Here is a 19,131-nt window from a genome sequence, read left to right as displayed (position 1 = left end):
AAAACTAGGCGACCGCTCTCCTGTTGAATTCAGGGAAGCAATCGCCGCATAATTTACCTCTTTTTTAATTGTCTACTTGACGGGGATATGACCAAAGCATCCGCATTATGTAGCTGTTATTGACCTTCATCTACCCCATCCTTCTTGTTTATGAAATATGGACAAACCCCATGGATGAGATGGGATTTGTCCGGTAGGATACCGTTATTTCTTCATTGCTTCATAAGCAGCGCGGCGTTCGTCCTGAACGGCTTGACCGCCGATTTTCAAATACTCTTGGATGCCTGTGTCATAAATCGTGCTGAATTGATCCGGCTTCGCAATGATGCTCTTTACGAGAATTTCCGTCGCTTTATCCTTCAGCGTTGTGCCGTACTTGATCTCCGAATCGATCGGATGGTCGAAGCGCGGCATCGTATAACCATCCTTCAGCGCGTTGCGAATCGTCTGCTTCGCGAGCTCTTCATACCCTGGGTATTGATAGCCTGTCGCCTCGATGTTCTTGTCCTCCGAGCCGAATTCCTTGCCGTTCGAAATAATCGCGATATCGCTGTTGTTATAGAACGTCTTCTTCGCTTCGTCCGTCGTGATCGCTTTCGGGAAGCCGTTCTCCAATGTATAGTGCTGGCCTTCGATCCCGTTCTGAAGCGTGAACAGAACGTCCGATTGCGCCATCCAGTCCAAGTATTTGATCGCTTCAGCTGCGTGCTTGCTCGTCTTCGGAATCATAATGTGCGCACCGATTGGATCGTAGATCGCTTTCGGCGTCTTGCCTTCTGTATCCGTGAAAGGATCCATCGCAACGTATTCAGCGCCAGCAATGTTCTGCTTCAGCGTATCGAACACTTTGCCCGGCGCCATCAGGTTCGCATGAGCCGCCAGCGCCGTGAAAGCGCCTACATATCCGTTAGCGACGTCGCTCTCGAATTGCTTTCCGTCCTTATCCAGCGCGAAGTCTGGGTTGATAAGACCCTCTTGATACATGTTGTTGAGGAACTTCACGCCATCCTTGTAGCCCGGCTTGAGCAGCTCCGGAATGGTATTGTTGCTGGACATATATACATAACGGTCTTCTTCCGACATTCCGTTAACGAAGGAGTTCACCAATACGAATGGACTTGTAATGTTCGAGCCGTTAAGCGCACTGAAATCATAAGGGATCAGCTTGCTGCCGACTTGGCCCGGGTCCTTCTCTTTAAACGCTTTCATTGTATCATAGAATTGCTGTGTCGTTGTCGGTACCGACAGGCCCAGCTTGTCGAGCCAATCCTTGCGAATATACGAGGACTGCGTGAATTGCAGCGTCCGTTTCGCTGGAATCGTGTACTGTTTGCCGCTGAAGACGCCATAGGACAGTACGTCGTCGCCCAAATATTTTTTCAAATTCGGTGCATTCCCAACCAGCTCGGTCAGGTCGGCCAAGCCGTCATCTTTGATGTAATTGTAGATGGTGTTCATGTCGTAAGTAAATACAATATCCGGTGCATCGCCCGTTGCCATCAGCACATTCAGCTTGTCGACCTCTTGGTTACGCGGCACTGGGACGAATTCCAGCTTAATGTTGTTCGGGTCGCCGAAGTTCTTCTGAATCCACTGCGTCCAATAGTTGTCGGTTACCGGGCCCGCTCCTGCCGGCGCATTCCCGCGATCGAATACTTCAACTTTCAGGGTAACTTGCTTGCCGCTTGTATTGCTTGCCGCACCTTCGGAGGAAGAAGTCGTAGAGCTCGAAGACGAATCCTCATTGGAGCTTCCGCAGGCCGATACAACACCAGCGAGCAGCACTGCTGCAGCCGAAGCTGCGATCCATTTCTTAGGCTTTGCTTGCATATACAGATCCCCTTTTCAGTAAAATACATTTTTGATCACGAAGCTGAACTGGTTGTTATTCGACATCGAATCTTGCATCCACCCTCGAAGTCCGGTACTCATTTAGGCCCAACCTAAACTCCGTTCCTCCTTCTTCGGGTTCATACAACCTTCTCGGTGCTGAAAAATGTACATTTCGAAATATTTCTATATGTTTCACCCCTGCTGCAGACAGGAGGATCAACCAATCCCTATTAACCTTTAACGGCACCAATCATGATACCGGATACAAAATAGCGCTGCAGCCAAGGATACACGATGAGAATTGGAGCTGTGGCGAACATAATGCTTGCTGCCTTAATGCTCTCCGGAACAACATCCATCTGCACTGCGCCTTCCTGTGCGGTAAGATCCGTCACCATACTGTTCATGACGACTTGATACAGCTTCAGCTGGATCGGATACAGCTCCGAGTTCGTAATATAGAAGAGCGCATCCATAAATCCGTTCCATCTCGTTACCGCATAGAACAAGCTGAGCGTTGCCAATACCGGCATCGACAGCGGCAGCACGATCCGAAGCAAGGTGCCGATATGCGAGCTGCCATCTAAGTGAGCCGACTCTTCCAGACTGGCCGGAATCGTCGAGAAGAAAGATCTTAGAATAATCAAGTTGAACGCGCTGATCATGCCCGGAAGGATGAGCGAGAATAAATTATCTAACAATCCAAGCTGCTTGACCAGCAAATATTCCGGGATGAGGCCGCCGCTGAAAAACATCGTGAAGACGATCAGCATCATGAAGAAGGAACGGCCCTTGAGATGCTCCTTGGTCAGCGGATAAGCGGCGAAGATGCTCATCACCATACTGAGCGCGGTGAAAGCGACCGTCAGCATAATCGTAAGCCCCATCGACCAGAGCATTCTGGAATCCTGGAACACAATCTCATATGCATGCCAATCGAGGCCCCGTGGAAAAATCGTAACGCGATCGGACATAATTTCCTGCTTCGAGCTAAGCGATACGGCAATGATGTGAAGGAACGGCACGAGGCAGATGAGCATTGCCACGCCTACAATCAGCATGATGACGATGTCGGATACCCGAATTTTCGTAAGCGCCTTGTTGTTGGTCATCCCCCTGCCCCCTACCATATTCCTTGTTCTCCGAACTTCTTCGCGATCGCATTGGACACGACGACGAACAAGAGTCCGACGAGTGCTTGGAACAAGCCCATCGCTGTTGCGAGCGAGAATTGCGCGGATTGCAGACCTGCTTTGTAGACGAATGTACTAATAACCTCGGAATAGTCTTTGACGAGATCGTTACCCATGACGAATGGCCGTTCGAAACCGATCGTCATAATATGGCCCAGCTGCATGATGAGCATGACAACGATAGTGGAGCGAATGCCTGGCAGCGTAATATGCCACATTTTTTTCAGTCGACCCGCCCCATCTACCTCTGATGCTTCATACAGCTCCTTGTTGATGCCCGTCAGCGCTGCGAGATAGATGATCGTTCCCCAGCCGGCGCTTTGCCAGATACCTGTCCCTAAGTAGACGAGCAGCCAGTGGTTCTTCTCTGTTAGGAAAGGTACCGAATCGAAGCCCAGCGAGGTGATCAGGTTGTTCACCAGACCGCCGTTGTTGGAGAACATCTGATACACGAGACCGCCGATAATGATCCACGATAAAAAATGGGGCAAATACAGCAGCGTCTGCGCGGTTTTCTTAAACCACATCACTCGCAGTTCGTTGAGCAGCAGCGCGAGAATGATCGGTGCAGGGAACGAGAATACGAGATCGAGCAGGTTCAGCAGCAGCGTATTCCGCACTACTTCATAGAACTGACTCATCGCGAACAGCTCTCGGAAGTTCTCGAACCCGATCCACTCGCTGCCCGTTACGCCTTTGAAAATGCTGTAATCTTGAAAGGCGATGGCCGCACCGTACATCGGTACATATTTGAATAAAATAAAGTAGGCAATCGGCAAAATAAGCAGGAAGTATAATTGATGGTCTTTCCATATGCCTGTTGCCGGTCGGCGCTTAACGACTTGAGGCTTCGTCGACGTTGTTACCGAGCTAGTTGTCGTTGAGCTTTGTTCCATGCGCATCCCTTCTCTCTGTGGCGTTCTCGGATCGAATACCCAAACTATACGGAGAGTGCGGCGGGCCGGACAATAGACTCTTTTCCCACGGTGCTAACCCAATTCCGAAAGCCTTGGTACGACTGGGTTTGCGGGGTTTGGCGGGATGAGATGACAAGCTAGCGGACGTGCATTCGGCCGCATTAAGAATGGGTTATTAAGGGAATATTATCGAGGCTCGAATAGGCGATTGGGAGAGAAAAAAGCGCCTGCGAGGCGTGCAATCTGAATCAGGTTAATCGGTTGAAATCGGTTCATCCCTTATGATGCTGCGTCTATCCCAACATAAGAAAAGGCTGCCTCGCATGGAAAGATGCGGACAGCCGTCTAGGTTTCGCTGCCTTACGTGTAGTAGCTGCGAAAGATGAGGTCTTGATCGTAATTGCCGAAGCTTCGGCCATACAGCGTAAGTCCGCCCCTACCTCGGCCGGTATCCTCCGCTGCGATTCGGAACGTCCAGTTGATTGCGCTTGTATCAATATCAAGCAGTCCAACATCGGACACCTTCAACCCATCTACATACGTGCCGGACTCTTTAATTCTGAGCACCTTCAGCAATCCATATTGGTTCACATCGGACTGCCACCATTCCGGCGTTAATCGGCCTCTTGTTTTCCCGAAATCGCCCGGACTCGTCCAGACACCAAGCAGCTTATTGTTGAAATAGAAGCGAATATCCGAAGGCCAATGCTCGTTCACTCGCGGCGCCTCTGATCCGATCTCAAGCGAAATTTCGATCTCATGCAGACGCTGGTCTTTGTACAGGTAGTTCGGGATTTTGTACTCGACCCATCCTCTAGCGAACCACAGAATACCCGCGTTCACCCGCTCCGGGTCCATGAAGCAGACCGGTTGGTCGTATTGACCAACCATCGCTTTCGTTGTTGCGATGCCGCAGGTCGGAATCGCTTCATAGTCGGTGTAATGACCGATTGGAATGGACAGCTCCCGCACACTAAGCGAAGCCGGCGCATCCGGCGACAGCTTGATCTGCATGAACTCCGTCTTCACGTAGCAGTACTTGTACGTTCCGCCGTCTACCCGTTTCATTTTGCTCCCGACGACGCCAGCCTCCTCCAGCTTCCGAATATGGCCGCTAACCACAGCGTTGCTTAAGTAAAGCTCGGCTGCCAGCTCCTTCACATGCCGTTCCCGTTCGAACAATTTATCGATAATCGCCAACCGAACCTCACTGGCCAATGCCTCATAGACGCGCAGCGAATCTGTATTCGTAGTTAGCTGCATGATTTACCCCCCTATTGAATTTCGTATTATGTGAATCCTAAAAAATAAGATTGTGCATGATATCCTTATTATGATACGAATATTATAGATTGGCAACGCTTACTGAATTCGATTCTAACTTAATCCTATATTGGAGGAATTAACAATGGCAATTCGTTCCAGCATGCTTATTGATAAAAACTTCACCGTGGCTGCCGTAGACCCACGCGTATATGGCTCTTTCATCGAACACTTAGGACGGGCTGTGTATGGCGGCATCTATGAACCGGGCCATCCAACAGCGGATGCTAACGGCTTCCGTCAAGATGCACTGGAAGCGATCCGTGCACTTAATGTCCCAATCATCCGCTATCCAGGCGGCAACTTCGTATCCGGCTACAACTGGGAGGATGGCGTTGGTCCGAAGTCGGAGCGGAAACGTCTGCTCGAGCTCGCTTGGTGGACAACGGAGACGAATGAAGTCGGCACGAACGAATTCGCTGACTGGGCGAAGCTCGCAGGTACGGAAGTAATGATGGCAGTTAACCTTGGTACGCGCGGCATCGATGCAGCACGCAATCTCATCGAGTACTGCAATCACCCATCCGGCACTTATTGGAGTGACCTGCGCGTCTCGCACGGCTATCGTGACCCTCATAACTTCAAAACATGGTGCCTTGGCAACGAAATGGACGGTCCTTGGCAGATCGGTGCTAAGACAGCATACGAATACGGTCGTCTTGCGAACGAGACTGCTAAAGTTATGCGCTGGGTTGACCCTTCGATCGAGCTCGTTGCATGCGGCAGCTCCTCCCGCAGCATGTCCACGTTCGCGGAATGGGAAGCTACCGTACTTGATTTGTGCTACGAACAGGTCGACTTCCTGTCGCTGCATGCGTACTACAACAATAACAACAATAATACGGCGAACTTCCTTGCCAGCTCGCTCGATCTGGATGCGTTCATCAGCAGCGTAGCTTCGATCGCCGATTACATTCAAGCGAAGAAGCGTTCCAAGAAGAAGATCATGCTGTCGCTTGACGAATGGAATGTGTGGAACTCGATCGGATCGAGCCGCGCAGATGAGCGTTGGCAGATCGCACCACCAGAATTCGAAGATGTATACACGCATGCAGACGCGCTTGCTGTTGGCTGCTACATCATTACGATTCTGAAAAACGCTGACCGTGTGAAAATGGCCTGCCTCGCGCAGCTCATCAACACGATCGCACCAATCATGACCGATACGGGCGGCGATCTCTGGATTCAGACGACGTACTATCCGTTCATGCACGCTTCGAACTTCGGCCGCGGCACGGTGCTGCTGTCGAACGACCAATCGGACAAATATGATTCGAAGGACTTCACGGATGTTCCTTACCTGGAATCGGTCAGCGTATATGATGAGGAATCCGGCCAGCTGACGATCTTCGCCGTCAACCGTCATCTCGAAGAGTCGATGGAGCTGAACGTTGACGTTCGCAGCTTCGGCAACGAGCTCCGCTTGATCGAGCACATCGTCATGGAGAGCGATGATCTGATGGCTGCTAACACGAAGGCAGACCCTAACCGCGTCCTGCCACGTACTGGGGGACAGACGACGACTGACCAAGGCAAAGTATCTGCCGTACTCGGCCGCGCATCGTGGAACGTCATTCGTCTGCAGACGAAACGAGGCTAATACGAAGTTTCTATATAATAGAAGAAAGAGGGAATGGGATGCTTGCATCCCGTTCCCTCTTTCACTTGTCTGGGAGGCCAGTTAGCCCCTCACACTGCACACGAATGAACGATAATAAAAATGGTGATTCAGCTTTTAAGCATGTAAACAGACTAAGTCGGTCAAATACCTTCAAATCTGCAGGTTTTAAGACCTGACTAGCTGCGGTATCGATCCAAACGTCGAGATTCCTGCATATTCGCAGGCTTGCGGCACAAGGTGCCGCAGCCGTTTCGAATTCCTGCGCTTTTGCAGCAATCTTCATTTTTTCGATTCTTAAACCTGGAACGCAGCTCTTTATTGGTTGGTGACACGCTGCTAAGTGTAGTGGCACCACTCTTAAATGGTCATGTGAGAAGTTTGTGGGCGTTTAAGGGTGGTTTAACCGCGCTTAATCATGGAACGCGGCTCTTTATTGGTTGGTGACACACTGCTAAGTGTAGCGGCACCACTCTTAAATAGCCTTGTGAGAGGTTTGCGGTCGTTTAAGGGTGGCTCAGCCACACTTAAACTTGGAACGCGGCTCTTTATTGGGTGGTGACACGGTGCTAGTTGTGGTGCCACCACTCTTATTTGTTCTTGTGCGACGCAGTGCACGGTCAGACGTCGTCGGTTAAACTTCGTTTAAGCCTAGAAATTCAACTTGAAGTTCGTGATATTCAGTGTGCCCGCCGATACCGTCTCGTTCGCTCCCGCATACACCTTGAATTCAACGCCTCGTACATCCGCCTGTGTCGCCAGCGCCGCGTTATTCACCCAGCCCGTCAGCGCTGATTTCCAGATCAGATCGCCGAAGCTGTAGACGACATCCACCGATTGTCCGGGCGCAATAATGCGCTCGACTGCCGTATCGCCTGTGACCTTACCGCCTGTCTCCTGCCAGGTCCAGCCGCCGCCAGTCCGCAGCACAAGGGATACGTGTATGGCCGTTGTCCCTGTATTCGTGAGTGTGCAAGAGAGGCTCGCATACTTCGTCCAATCCTCGCCTGTTCCAAGGCCCGGCTTCGTCTCCGTTCCAACACCTGCCGCAACCGTTGAGCTAAGCGTGGAGGCATAGTTGACGAAAACCGTTTCCCCATTCAAACCCGCCGACACATTGCCGGTGAAAGCAGAGTCCGTAAACGCCCACGTGTAGAAGCTGGCCGACTTCGGACGGTTCATCTCCGCGATCGTCGACGCATAAGCATCTGCTGCCAGATCGAAGCTGACCGTGTGCAGCTGGATACTGCCTGCGAATCCGCCGCCTCCGCCTTGTACGCGCAAAATAATCCGATTGACGTTTTTATTCTCCAAATCCGTCAATGGTACGTTGATCAGCACCGTGCTTTTCGCCGGAATGGATACGTATTTGCCTAGCTCAATCCATTTCCAATCGCCGTCCTTCACGATCGACTGAAGCTGGAGTTCCACCGCATTGGGATTCGTCACGATCAGGCTCATATTCGTGTATGCGCTCCAGTTCTGAGCTGGCGAAGGATCGAGCTGGAAGCTCGGATAGTTCTCCGTCTGCAGATTGAACGTCATATTCAACCCGCCATTATCAAGCGTCGTCAGCTTCGCAACGGTTGAAATCGCTGGCTTATCTGCGCCATTGATACCGACATACCAAGTCGAGTAATTATCCATAATGCCCGGATCAATCGCTTGAATCTGGCTGGGGTCACCTGTTGTTACACTCACAGCGTTGCTGGCAGCCGAGAGATTCCCTGCATCATCGAATGCCTTTACCGTAAACGTATAGGCTGTGCTTGCTGTTAAGCCAGTTGCATTATAGCTTGCTGCCGCACTCGTTCCGATGAGCGTACCGTTGGCATAGACGTTATAGCCAGCTATGCCGATATTATCGGTAGAATCCGTCCACGTCAGGCTCGCTGTCGTGATGGATGGCACAACCTTCAAGCTTGATGGAGCCGTTGGCGAGGTCGTATCATTGCTGTCTGGCGTCGTTATCGATATGGCACCGCTCGCCGTCGACTGATTGCCCGCCGCATCTATCGCCCGTACAGTGAAGCTGTATGTCCGTTTTGCTTTCAAACCGGTTACCGTATAGCTCGTAGTCGTGCTGATTGCGACCAGCTCGCCGTCTTGGTAAATGTTATAACCCGTTACACCCACATTGTCTGTGGAGCCCGTCCACGAGAGTGCTGCTGTTGAATAAATTGACGCCGTCCCACTAAGATTCGTTGGAGCTGTTGGCGCTTGCGTATCTGTCGAACCGCCGCTGCTGAATACCGTTGCGAGCTTGGACGTTGCCTTAATGCCGTTCGTGCCGTTAATGATAGCATTGCCCTGCTCCGTGTAGCTTGTGCCTGCCCAGTCATTGGACATGTCGAGGTATTCGAGGCCGGAGCCATTGCCCTTCCAAGACCAGCCGAGATAGCCAACGCCCTTCTCTTGGCTGTAGCTCATGATGGTCGCTTCGTCGACGTCGCCATTCGTATGCTTAATGCCGAATTCGCCGATGACGACTGCGAGGCCTTTGTTCAACACGCTATCGATGTTCGATTTGACCGTTGCGGCGTTTGCGCCTGCATATTCGTACATGTGGATCGAGAACATCGTATTTTTCTGCGGATCGGCATTGAATACATCGGTACCATAATCTGCGATCGACTGCGGATACTGCCCCCAGCCTGCGGCGTCGACCATGATCGTATTGTTGATGCCCGCATTGCGAAGCTTCGGAATAACTGACTTGTAGCCCGCAGCCCAATTCGCGCCGTTCCATGTGCCGTACCATTCATTCGCGATGTTCAGAATGACCGTCTTCTCTTTGCCAATGAGGGCGCTCTTCATCTCGATCCAATAGTTCGCGATATTGTCCAGCACCGTCTGGCTGTCGGAGCCCGTTCCGTCATGAACCTCCACAATCGCGATCAGCTTGTTCTGCTCACACAACGTAATGAGATTCTGGATGGCGGACAAGCTGTCCTTCGTCCACTGCTGTCCATCTGCTAGTACGATGCGAACCGTATTGGCACCGGTCTTCGCAATTGCTGGAATGGCCACCGACTCTTGTCCCTTGTACCAGGTGTACGCATGGTTGATGCCGCGCATGACGAACGGGTTGCCATTCGCATCATATAGAGTCGTGCCTTTAATATAAAAGCCTGTGCTCGCCGCTGCTGGCGCATTCGTCGTTACGCTCAGCACACTGCTCGCCGCCGATACGTTGCCAGCTGCATCATACGCCTTCACCGTGAAGCCATATGTCGTACTCGCAGTCAATCCAGTTGCCGTATAGCTCGATGTAGTGCTCGTACCAACCTTCGTTGAACCGTTATATATGTCATAACCCGTTACCCCTACATTGTCAGTCGATGCCGTCCAGGTTAGGCTAACAGTCGTATCCGTCTTCGCGCTGCTAGCAAGGCTCGTTGGTGCCGTAGGTGCCGTCGTATCTCCGGCCTGCGCCGTTACCTCTGTGAGCTTCCACTTCTGCTGCGCGTTCCCGTTGTCCGTCCACTGCTGCACATTCGCGCCATCGTTCGTATAGCCGCCAACGACGTCGAGCGCTTTGCCGCTGGCACGCGAGATCAGCTTATAGCAGCCGCTGCCGACGCTGATAATTTGCCATTGCTGATTCGACTGCCCATTGTCCGTCCACTGCTGCACGTTTGCACCATCGTTCGTCGCGCCGCCTGCCACTTCCAGCGCTTTGCCTGACGATTGCGCAAGCAGCTTGTAGTAGCCACTGCCGACATCAACAATCTTCCACTGCTGCTGTGCTTTCCCGTTATCCGACCACTGCTGCACGTTTGCGCCGTCAGCGGTGGAGCCGCCGTCCACGTCAAGGTTTTTACCGCTGTGGGCAGCTGTAAGCGTATACACTTTGCCAGAAACAATTGCGGGATCAACCGGATTGGTTGTCGAATCGCCAGCTGCGTACACTTCGAAGTCCCACAGCGAGTACCCATAACTCGTTCCACGCTGCGTACCGTACATCCGAACATACCGCGCATTTTGCGAAGAGAAGGAGGTATTATCAATGCCGCCATCCCCAGTTGTCGTTGAATAGACCGTCGTCCATGTGCTGTTATCGAGCGACGTCTGAATTTGATACGCCTTGCCGTAAGCAACCTCCCAGTTCAACATAACGCCGCTAATCGCAGCTGCCGAACCAAGATCGACGCTAATCCACTGCGGATCCGAATAAACTGAGGACCAACGCGTGGAGCTGCTGCCGTCGAATGCCAAGGCAGCGGTCTTGCCGCTATCCTCATTCGAGCTTGAAGCCGCTGCCTTGTTAAGCGCGAGATTCGTCGCCGCACTCGCCTTTGCCGGAATCAACAATCCGCTAACCAACAAACTAATCATCATCACAAACGCTAACAGCTTTCTCATAATCACCCTCCTGAAATGGTTAAACCATGCAGCTTACTTGAGACTAGTCATGCACCAAGTCGTGAGCTTACAGAGGCACCACTCCCTTCAATAATCGAACGATCGATTGAAAGCGCTTTAAATTATTGAAATTGGAATCGTACCCGATGGGTCTGAACATGATGGCGAACGTAGTAAGGTGGGGACATCTGCGGAGGACTTAACATGCTGTTGAGCGCGAAATCATTCGACGTTCTTTACGAAATAAAATATAATATTCGTTAGTATTATATGTCAATACTTTAAATAACAAAGATAACAATACTAACACTCCACCCCTTGCACCTTGCAAGCCATAAAGTCCTAAATGAAGTAAGCATGCGGATCGAGCCCTACTACGGTATACTGTTTTCCAACGTAAACCAACGACCTGCCTCCTATTACCAGATACCTAATCAGATGATCATTGTTATCGTTTGTTATACTAACAAACACTTCCCAACCTCCTAAATTTAGTCCTACCTATTCACTTCATAACAAGCTGCGGCACAACAAAAAAAAGCCCAAAGCGCTCATTCCGCTCCAGGCCATCTTTTGCTTTTATAATCCTTAGGCGTAATGCCAACGATCTTCTTGAACAGCTTGTTGAAATAGACGGGATCATGGTAGCCAACCTGCTGCGCGATCTCATAGTTACGCAGAGAGGGATTTCCGCTGAGCAGCTCCTTCGCCTTCTCAATACGCAGCTGGATCAAGTAATCGGTAATCGTTATATTCGTCTGATGCTTGAACAGCCGGCTGAGATAATTGCTCTGCATCCCTGTCGACTGCGCCAGCTTCTCCAGCTCGAATGGCTGATCGTACGTTTTCTTCAGCACATCCTTCACCATCTCGACCGCATGATGCTCCCGGTCCTGCAGCGGCTGCTCCGTGTCCTGCTTCAACAGATCCGCTTCGCGACGCGAAGTCTCTATCGCCTGCAGCGCCTTCTGCAGCTGGGCCTTGTCGATCGGCTTAAGCAAATAGTCCCTTACCCCGTTACGCAGTGCCGCCCGTGCATATTCGAACTCATCGAATCCGCTTAGCACAATAATGTCTACCTTCGACTCACTCTCGCGAATCTTCCGGATCAGCTCAATGCCATCCATGAATGGCATCTTAATATCGGTAATGACAACGTCCAGCCCCTGCTGACTTAATTGTGCAAAATGGTCCCAAGCGACCGCGCCGTTATGATACGCGCCGAGCACTTCCAGGTTCGGAATGAGCTTCGTTAAAATTTTGATTAAGCCTTGACAGATGACTTCCTCATCGTCGACAATCATAACCTTTAACAGTTAAGGTCACCTTCTTCGGTTCATAGATCGAAATAACGCGCGCTATTGCTTGATGCTCGTGATCGATTGCCGGTAGATCACTTCGCCCGCGATTAATATTTTCTCCAATGGCTCCTTCGAACGGTCGATCCGGTCCAGCAGCTTGTCGACGGCTCTTGCACCAAGCGATTCCTTCGGCACGTTAACCGTCGTAAGCGGCGGCGAATGGCGAACCGAATCGTCGATGTTATCGAATCCTGTTATCGATAGATCATCAGGAACGGACAGGCCTAACTCAAGGGCCGCTTTGGACGCGTCAAGCGCAAGCGAATCGTTCGCGCATACAAGAGCCGTTGGAAGCGTGCGCAGCTTCTTCCGGCGAAGCAGCCACTGTTTAATCGGCTCATCGTAATGCTCCATGTTGTCCAACTGGGTCAAATGCTCTTCCCCGCTCCATAGTTCGTACTCCTCCATTGCACTGCGGAAGCCGCTCCAGCGGTCGAAGAAGCTGCGCGAGTAGCGTTGATTGCCAACAAACCCAATCGTTCGATGCCCGATGCCGATGAGATGCTTCGTCAGACGGTACATGCAGTCATAGTTGTTAGCGAACAGCGTATCCGACGGGATTAACGGATCCTCATGATCGACGAGCACCATCGTCACGCCTAATCGATGAATCTCCAGCAGCATGGAAGAAGCAATCTCGCCGACACCGATCATACCGAGTATGCCTTCCGGCTTCAGCAAATGCATGAAGGTCTCCGCATTTTGCTCCATCACGATCACCATGCCAATGCCCTTGTCTTCCAAACGTTTCGAGATCCCATCCAGAATACGTCCCCAATACAACGAGTCCCGTGTCTGAAATCGGATATTCGGCATCAGGACGAGGACGGACTGACGAATATCGGCGTTCGGCTTCTCTTCCTCTTCCCGCCCCAGCTTAATCGGCTTCACGTAACCGCTGTTCTGGGCGAAGTATCCCAGCTGTGACGAGACCTGGATGACGCGCTCCTTGGTCGCCTCGCTAACGCCCTTCTTGCCGGAGAGCGCTTTGGAGACTACATATTTGGACACGCCCAGATGGTCTGCGATTTGCTGCATCGTTACTTTTTTCGTCACGCTACGATCCCCCGTCTCCTATAAATGTATGTGAACATCCTATTCGTCGCTCATTGTGTCGGGCTGTGACAGCGGCAGTCTCAGCACAACTTCCGTGCCGCCCTCCGGTCCCTCCAGCACCTGCATGCCGTAACGATGTCCATAGTGCAGCTTGATGCGCTCACATACGTTCCGCAGTCCGATGCCTCCCCGACTCGGCCTGCTGACGTCTACGCCTGCAAAAGATAAATTGAGCCGCTCCCGTGTCTCCGGCGTCATGCCCAGACCGTCGTCGATTACATGGATCAGCATGAACTGATCCGTCTGATCAACTCGAATGACTATCCGCATAATCGCTTTTCGATCGTCCAGTCCATGATAAATGGCATTCTCGACGATTGGCTGCAGCAGCAGCTTGAGCGTTGGAATTTGCCAATACGATTCGTCCGCTTCAATGCGCAGATCGAATCGATTCGGATACCGATAATTGAGCATCTCGACGTAGTTGCGCACATGCTCCAACTCCGCCTCAATAACCGTCTTCTCCCGCACCTCACCGATGCTGTAACGGAGAAGCTTACCGAACACGAACAGCATGTCGGATGCCGCCTCATCATCGTTCAGCTCCGCAACCATACGGATTGTCTCCAGCGTGTTATACATAAAATGCGGGTTGATCTGCGTCTGCAGCGCAAACATCTCCGCCTCATTCTTCTTCGTCTCCATCTCATAGATTTCCTTGATGAGCTGGTCGATTCGAACGATCATCCGGTTGAATTGATGACCAAGCTGACCCGTCTCGTCGCGCCGCTTAACCGGAAACTGAACGGAGAAATCGCCCTCTTGTACGGTGCGCATGAGACGCATCATTTTCCGCAAAGGCTTCGTTAATGCATATGATAATAGGGTCGAAATGAGCAGGGCCAGCGCGATCGAGACGAAGGTCGCCGCCCACGTCACGTTCCGAATACGGATCGAGTCGCTCTTGAGCTCTCGCTCGGGGATGAGCACGAACAGCTTCCAATGCGTATTCGGCGAAGTCGTATACATGACTAGCTGTTCCACACCGTCGACGGTGGCATAGAAGCTGCCGCTTCCTTCACTCGTATGCAGCAGTTCAGGTGCTTGTACGATCGACTTGGCGTGATGCTGCTTGTCGCTGTCATAGATGATGCCGCCATTCTCGTCGACGATGAAGGAAATGCCCTGCGTCAGCTTGTCCATCTCCACCATCTGACCCTCGATAATCCCGATATCGGTATCGACGGCGATCAGTCCGATCGGCTGCAGCGTGGCATCGTCCAATATTTTGCGAACGACGGTAAAAGCATATTTCTTGCTGTTGAGAATACTCGTATACGCCTCTGTGCCCAGCAATATCGCCTTCCCGCCTGAATTCGCCGACAGCTCCTTCCATTGGTTGTAGCTCTGCTCCAAGTCCATCCGGACAGCCCCGGATTCCGTCGAGTAGTAGCCATTCCCGTATTCATCGAAAATATAAACAACGTTCGCTCCACGCTTCATGTTGTTGATGAATTTGACAGACGACTGAATCCCGCGCTGAATTAATAGCACTTGGTTCAAATCCTCCTGTACCTTGTCGCCGCCATTGGCAGGCTGGCGCTCGCCATAATACGTATTGGATCGAATGAGATTCTGCTTAATCTCTGCCTGGTAGGCTGGAATAGACGAGATTCGCATCATATCGTCGATATAATCATCCGTTCGCTCCATCATCGCCGTCATTAAGTTCGCCGAATACGACATCGTCGTCTTCTCAATCGAATTCGTGTAATTCGAATACGAGACGTACCCAATGAATGTCAGCGGCAAAATAATGATGACCAGAAACACGAACAGCAGCTTGCGCTCCATAGGCATGTCCATCAGCTTGGACCACGCCGATCCGATCCAGCGTCTTACGTTCATCATCCTAGTCCTTCCGTCCTAACAAAGGTGTCCGCTTGTGATCACGAAGCAACCTAAGAAGTATTTTCGGCTTCGAAACTTGCATTCGGCAGGAACTTTCGGTTCTCACGCAGCACTTCACTACGCTCCGATCCTCATTCCCCGCTTCATCCAACCTTCTTGGTGCTGACAACCGAACGTCGAATGTTGCCCCCATTATACGACAAAATGTTAGCTTCCGCACTTGTTTGTTATCACATGTTAGCATCGTTAATCGAGCGAGCTTGCTAACATTCGCGAACAGAGTCTCGCATGATGAGTGTAGGCCGGATATAGTGGCGGAGCGTCTCTCTGAACTTACCTTCCGTCTTCAGCAGCATATCGATCGCAGCGCTGCACAGCCGCGCCTTCTCGACTCGCATCGTTGTTAGCTGGAGCCCTTCCGATTCCTCGTATTTCAAATCATCGAAGCCAACGATCGAGACGTCCTCCGGCACACGAATGCCCCTGCTGCGAAGCTGGCTTGCAAGCAAGTATGCAATACGGTCATTGCCACAGAAGAAGGCCGTCGGCAGCTGCTTCAACCCGTCAATGAATGTTCCCAGCTCCGCCTTCGTATCTTGGAAACCTACCGACGAAGCCATCACCTTCTCCGTTTCAATGGGCAGGCCGTTCTCCGTCATCGCTCTCCAATAGCCGAACCAGCGCTCCTGATGGCTGGACGTCAAGTTCGCAGGCCCAATAAAGCCGATATCGCGGTGGCCTGCCCCAATCAACACGGATACCGCCTCGTGGGCACCCTCGACATTATCCGAAGCAACGACTGGACAAGGCAGTCCCGAATGGTACGAATCGAGCATCACAAGCGGTACATCCAGCTCCCATACAACTTCAGCGTAAGCACGATCGACAATGCCGAACAATATGATTCCACGGTATAGGAGTTCCGTACAGTGCCGCGGCAGCATAAGCCCCGCTTCCATCTCCGCATCAATCGGTGCAATGACAGCGTTCAAGCCTCTTGCGCGAATACTCTTCTCCAAGCCCCAGATCATATCGTGGAAAAACTTGAAGTGCTCGTTATCCTCATAGCCCATGATTCGTTCTGGTACAAGAACTAAGACGGTGCCGCCAGCGGCGGGTTGATCCCCATATGGGCCATAGCCTAATTGCTTGGCAGCCTCAATGATTTTGTTGCGCATGTCGGCGCTAACGCCCTGCTTGTTCTGAAGAGCGAGCGACACCGCATTTTTCGAAATATCGAGATGATCGGCGATGTCCTGCATCGACACTTTCTTTTTCCTAGCCATCTCTTTTCAATCCTTCCCGCACATGATAGACTAGTTGCAACTTTACTTTACAAATTAAATATTTGTCAAGTTTGTCAAGCAGATGATTAAGGAGGACATAACCTTGCAATACGCAGTTGGCATTGACATTGGAGGAACAAAAACCGCGATCGGGCTAATCGATTCGAACGGACAAGTGCTGGCGAAGACCGCACTACCGACCGGCTCTGAGCCTTCGCATATGGTGGATGAAATTGCTGCAGCGGTAAATAAACTGATCGGTGACGCAGGTTTTTCCGCTTCGTCGCTGAAAGGCATCGGAATTGGCGCCCCAGGACCGCTCGATACGAAAAAAGGCATTATCGCCGAGCCGCCGAACCTACGAGAATGGTGGGGCTTCCCGATCGTTGACTCGATGAAACGATATTTCAGCGTGCCGATCACCTTCGAGAACGACGCAACCGCCGCCGCACTAGCGGAGCGTTGGGTCGGTGCCGGACGGGAGACGGACCATTTTGTATTCATAACGGTAAGTACAGGGATTGGTGCAGGCATCTTCAGCCATGGTAAACTACTTACAGGCGCAACTGGCAACGCTGGCGACATTGGTCATATTGTCATTGATCCATCCGTCGGCACCTGCCCTTGCGGGCAGAAAGGCTGTCTCGAGTTTATTGCTTCCGGTACGGCCATCGCTCGAATGGCGAGCGAGCTTGTCGGCAGGGAAATCAGCTCGAAGGAAGCATTCGACCTCGCATTCAGCGGCGAGAACGCTGAAGTGAAGGAACTAATTGATCGTGTGTTCCGTTATATCGGCGTCGGCTGCGTAACGATGATCAATACGCTCGACCCTGAGCTTGTGATTATCGGCGGCGGCGTTTCGCAAGTAGGTGCGCCATTGTTCGATGCGGTTACGGACTATATTCAGAAACATGCGCTTAATCCGTCCGGACGCCGGACACGTGTTGTTCCCGCTGCACTGTCGCAGGATGCAGGCCTAATTGGCGCAGCTGCTCTCATTCATATCGATTACAAATAGTACGTGTTCAAAAAGTTCGATTTTCAGCTGGACTTTTTGAACGACCTCAAATAAGGAGTTTGATATACGATGAATTTGAATCAACCAATCTTCCTACAGCCCGTCTTTCAAGAGCGTATCTGGGGCGGCACGAAGCTGAATGAACTGTTCCAATACGAGATTCCAAGCAACACAACTGGCGAATGCTGGGCGGTATCCGCACATCCAAACGGCCAGAGCGTCGTAAACAATGGCCCTTATGCGGGCATGAAGCTTGGCGACCTGTGGAGCGCTCATCCCGAGTTGTTCGCTTCTAAGTCCGCCGTCTTCCCGCTTCTGACGAAGCTGCTTGACGCTTCTGATGACCTATCCGTACAGGTGCATCCCGACGATGCGTATGCTGGTGTTCACGAGAACGGCGAGCTAGGCAAGACGGAATGCTGGTACATCGTTGACGCTGAACCAGGCGCATCGATTATTTACGGCCATGAAGCACATTCGAAGGAACAATTGGTTCAGCTGATTCAAGAGGGCAAGTGGAATGACCTGCTGACTTCCATTCCGGTCAAATCCGGCGATTTCTTCTACGTACCAAGCGGCACGATTCATGCGCTCGGTCGCGGTGTTGTCGTACTTGAAACACAGCAAAGCTCCGATACGACGTACCGCGTATACGACTACGATCGTCGCGACAAAGACGGCAACCTGCGCGAGCTGCATCTGGAGAAGGCGATCGACGTAACGACGATTCCGCAAGCTTATGTAGCAGGCAGCTACAACACGCGCCAAGCCGAAGGGCTCGCCGTTACGACTTTCGTCTCCAATGACTTCTTTACTGTTGAGAAATGGGATGTAGACGGCACAGCGCAGTTGCGAGGCGGCGAGCAAAAGTATAAAATCCTCAGCGTCATCGACGGCAGCGGCGTGCTTCGCGCAGACGGCCAGAGCTATGAGCTGCCGAAGGGCACACACTTCATCCTCCCTGTCGGCTTCGACTCGTATGAGCTCGAAGGCAAGCTGCAACTGATCGTTTCGAACGAGTAACGTTTGACGGTTGATGGTTGATGGTTGATGGTTGACGGTTGACGGTTGACGGTTGACGGTTGGGGCGGCAGTAGCGAGTCTCTCACGGTTGCCATGGGGCTTATTCAGCTCCAAATGCACGTTTTTATGCGCTAAACATTCCTGTAGAGTCTAAGAATTGAGCTTGGACAAAAAAAGGAGCGCCTCGTATGATGGGGGTTGAACGGATCAATGTCCTAATACCCATC

The 19,131-nt window shown here is 51.7% G+C and carries 12 protein-coding genes; 3 read left to right on the top strand and 9 right to left on the bottom strand.

Going from position 1 to position 19,131, the window contains the following annotated elements; translation table 11 throughout:
* Window positions 1-204: 204 nt before the first annotated feature.
* From DFQ01_RS30310 to DFQ01_RS30295, 4 genes are all read right to left on the bottom strand, one after another.
* The gene (locus DFQ01_RS30310) at window positions 205-1,830 is read right to left on the bottom strand and encodes an extracellular solute-binding protein (protein ID WP_110047640.1); all 1,626 of its coding nucleotides are present in this window, start codon (window positions 1,828-1,830) and stop codon (window positions 205-207) included.
* Between the two features lie 233 nt (window positions 1,831-2,063).
* On the bottom strand, window positions 2,064-2,945 hold the full coding sequence (locus tag DFQ01_RS30305; RefSeq protein ID WP_110047639.1) for a carbohydrate ABC transporter permease: 882 nt from the start codon (window positions 2,943-2,945) through the stop codon (window positions 2,064-2,066).
* An 11-nt stretch (window positions 2,946-2,956) separates the two neighbouring features.
* On the bottom strand, window positions 2,957-3,922 hold the full coding sequence (locus tag DFQ01_RS30300) for an ABC transporter permease (RefSeq protein ID WP_110047638.1): 966 nt from the start codon (window positions 3,920-3,922) through the stop codon (window positions 2,957-2,959).
* Between the two features lie 381 nt (window positions 3,923-4,303).
* Window positions 4,304-5,206 (bottom strand): ArsR/SmtB family transcription factor, encoded by a 903-nt coding sequence (locus DFQ01_RS30295; RefSeq protein WP_110047637.1) that lies wholly within the window; start codon window positions 5,204-5,206, stop codon window positions 4,304-4,306.
* A gap of 145 nt (window positions 5,207-5,351) precedes the next feature.
* Here DFQ01_RS30295 and arfA point away from each other — a divergent pair, with 145 nt between their 5' ends.
* Window positions 5,352-6,866 carry an arabinosylfuranosidase ArfA gene (gene arfA, locus DFQ01_RS30290; protein ID WP_110047636.1) on the top strand — a complete coding sequence of 505 codons (1,515 nt, stop codon included), beginning with the start codon at window positions 5,352-5,354 and terminating at the stop codon, window positions 6,864-6,866.
* A 669-nt stretch (window positions 6,867-7,535) separates the two neighbouring features.
* Here arfA and DFQ01_RS31835 read toward each other — a convergent pair.
* The 5 genes from DFQ01_RS31835 to DFQ01_RS30265 form a co-directional block, all read right to left on the bottom strand.
* The gene (locus DFQ01_RS31835) at window positions 7,536-11,249 is read right to left on the bottom strand and encodes a cellulase family glycosylhydrolase (RefSeq protein WP_174812820.1); all 3,714 of its coding nucleotides are present in this window, start codon (window positions 11,247-11,249) and stop codon (window positions 7,536-7,538) included.
* Between the two features lie 551 nt (window positions 11,250-11,800).
* Window positions 11,801-12,553: a response regulator transcription factor gene (locus tag DFQ01_RS30280; protein ID WP_110047635.1), complete on the bottom strand. Its 753-nt coding sequence runs from the start codon at window positions 12,551-12,553 to the stop codon at window positions 11,801-11,803.
* A 54-nt stretch (window positions 12,554-12,607) separates the two neighbouring features.
* On the bottom strand, window positions 12,608-13,666 hold the full coding sequence (locus tag DFQ01_RS30275) for a LacI family DNA-binding transcriptional regulator (protein ID WP_110047634.1): 1,059 nt from the start codon (window positions 13,664-13,666) through the stop codon (window positions 12,608-12,610).
* A gap of 39 nt (window positions 13,667-13,705) precedes the next feature.
* Window positions 13,706-15,577: a cache domain-containing sensor histidine kinase gene (locus DFQ01_RS30270; RefSeq protein WP_245946950.1), complete on the bottom strand. Its 1,872-nt coding sequence runs from the start codon at window positions 15,575-15,577 to the stop codon at window positions 13,706-13,708.
* Between the two features lie 263 nt (window positions 15,578-15,840).
* Window positions 15,841-16,863 carry a LacI family DNA-binding transcriptional regulator gene (locus DFQ01_RS30265; RefSeq protein ID WP_110047633.1) on the bottom strand — a complete coding sequence of 341 codons (1,023 nt, stop codon included), beginning with the start codon at window positions 16,861-16,863 and terminating at the stop codon, window positions 15,841-15,843.
* A 103-nt stretch (window positions 16,864-16,966) separates the two neighbouring features.
* Between DFQ01_RS30265 and DFQ01_RS30260 the strand changes: the two genes are divergently transcribed.
* Both DFQ01_RS30260 and manA read left to right on the top strand, forming a co-directional pair.
* Window positions 16,967-17,881: an ROK family protein gene (locus tag DFQ01_RS30260; protein WP_110047632.1), complete on the top strand. Its 915-nt coding sequence runs from the start codon at window positions 16,967-16,969 to the stop codon at window positions 17,879-17,881.
* Between the two features lie 75 nt (window positions 17,882-17,956).
* Window positions 17,957-18,904: a mannose-6-phosphate isomerase, class I gene (gene manA / locus DFQ01_RS30255; RefSeq protein ID WP_110047641.1), complete on the top strand. Its 948-nt coding sequence runs from the start codon at window positions 17,957-17,959 to the stop codon at window positions 18,902-18,904.
* Window positions 18,905-19,131 lie beyond the last annotated feature (227 nt).

The organism is Paenibacillus cellulosilyticus, from assembly GCF_003182255.1.
Classification (GTDB): domain Bacteria; phylum Bacillota; class Bacilli; order Paenibacillales; family Paenibacillaceae; genus Paenibacillus_T; species Paenibacillus_T cellulosilyticus.
This window is presented reverse-complemented; position numbering and strand designations above follow the sequence as displayed.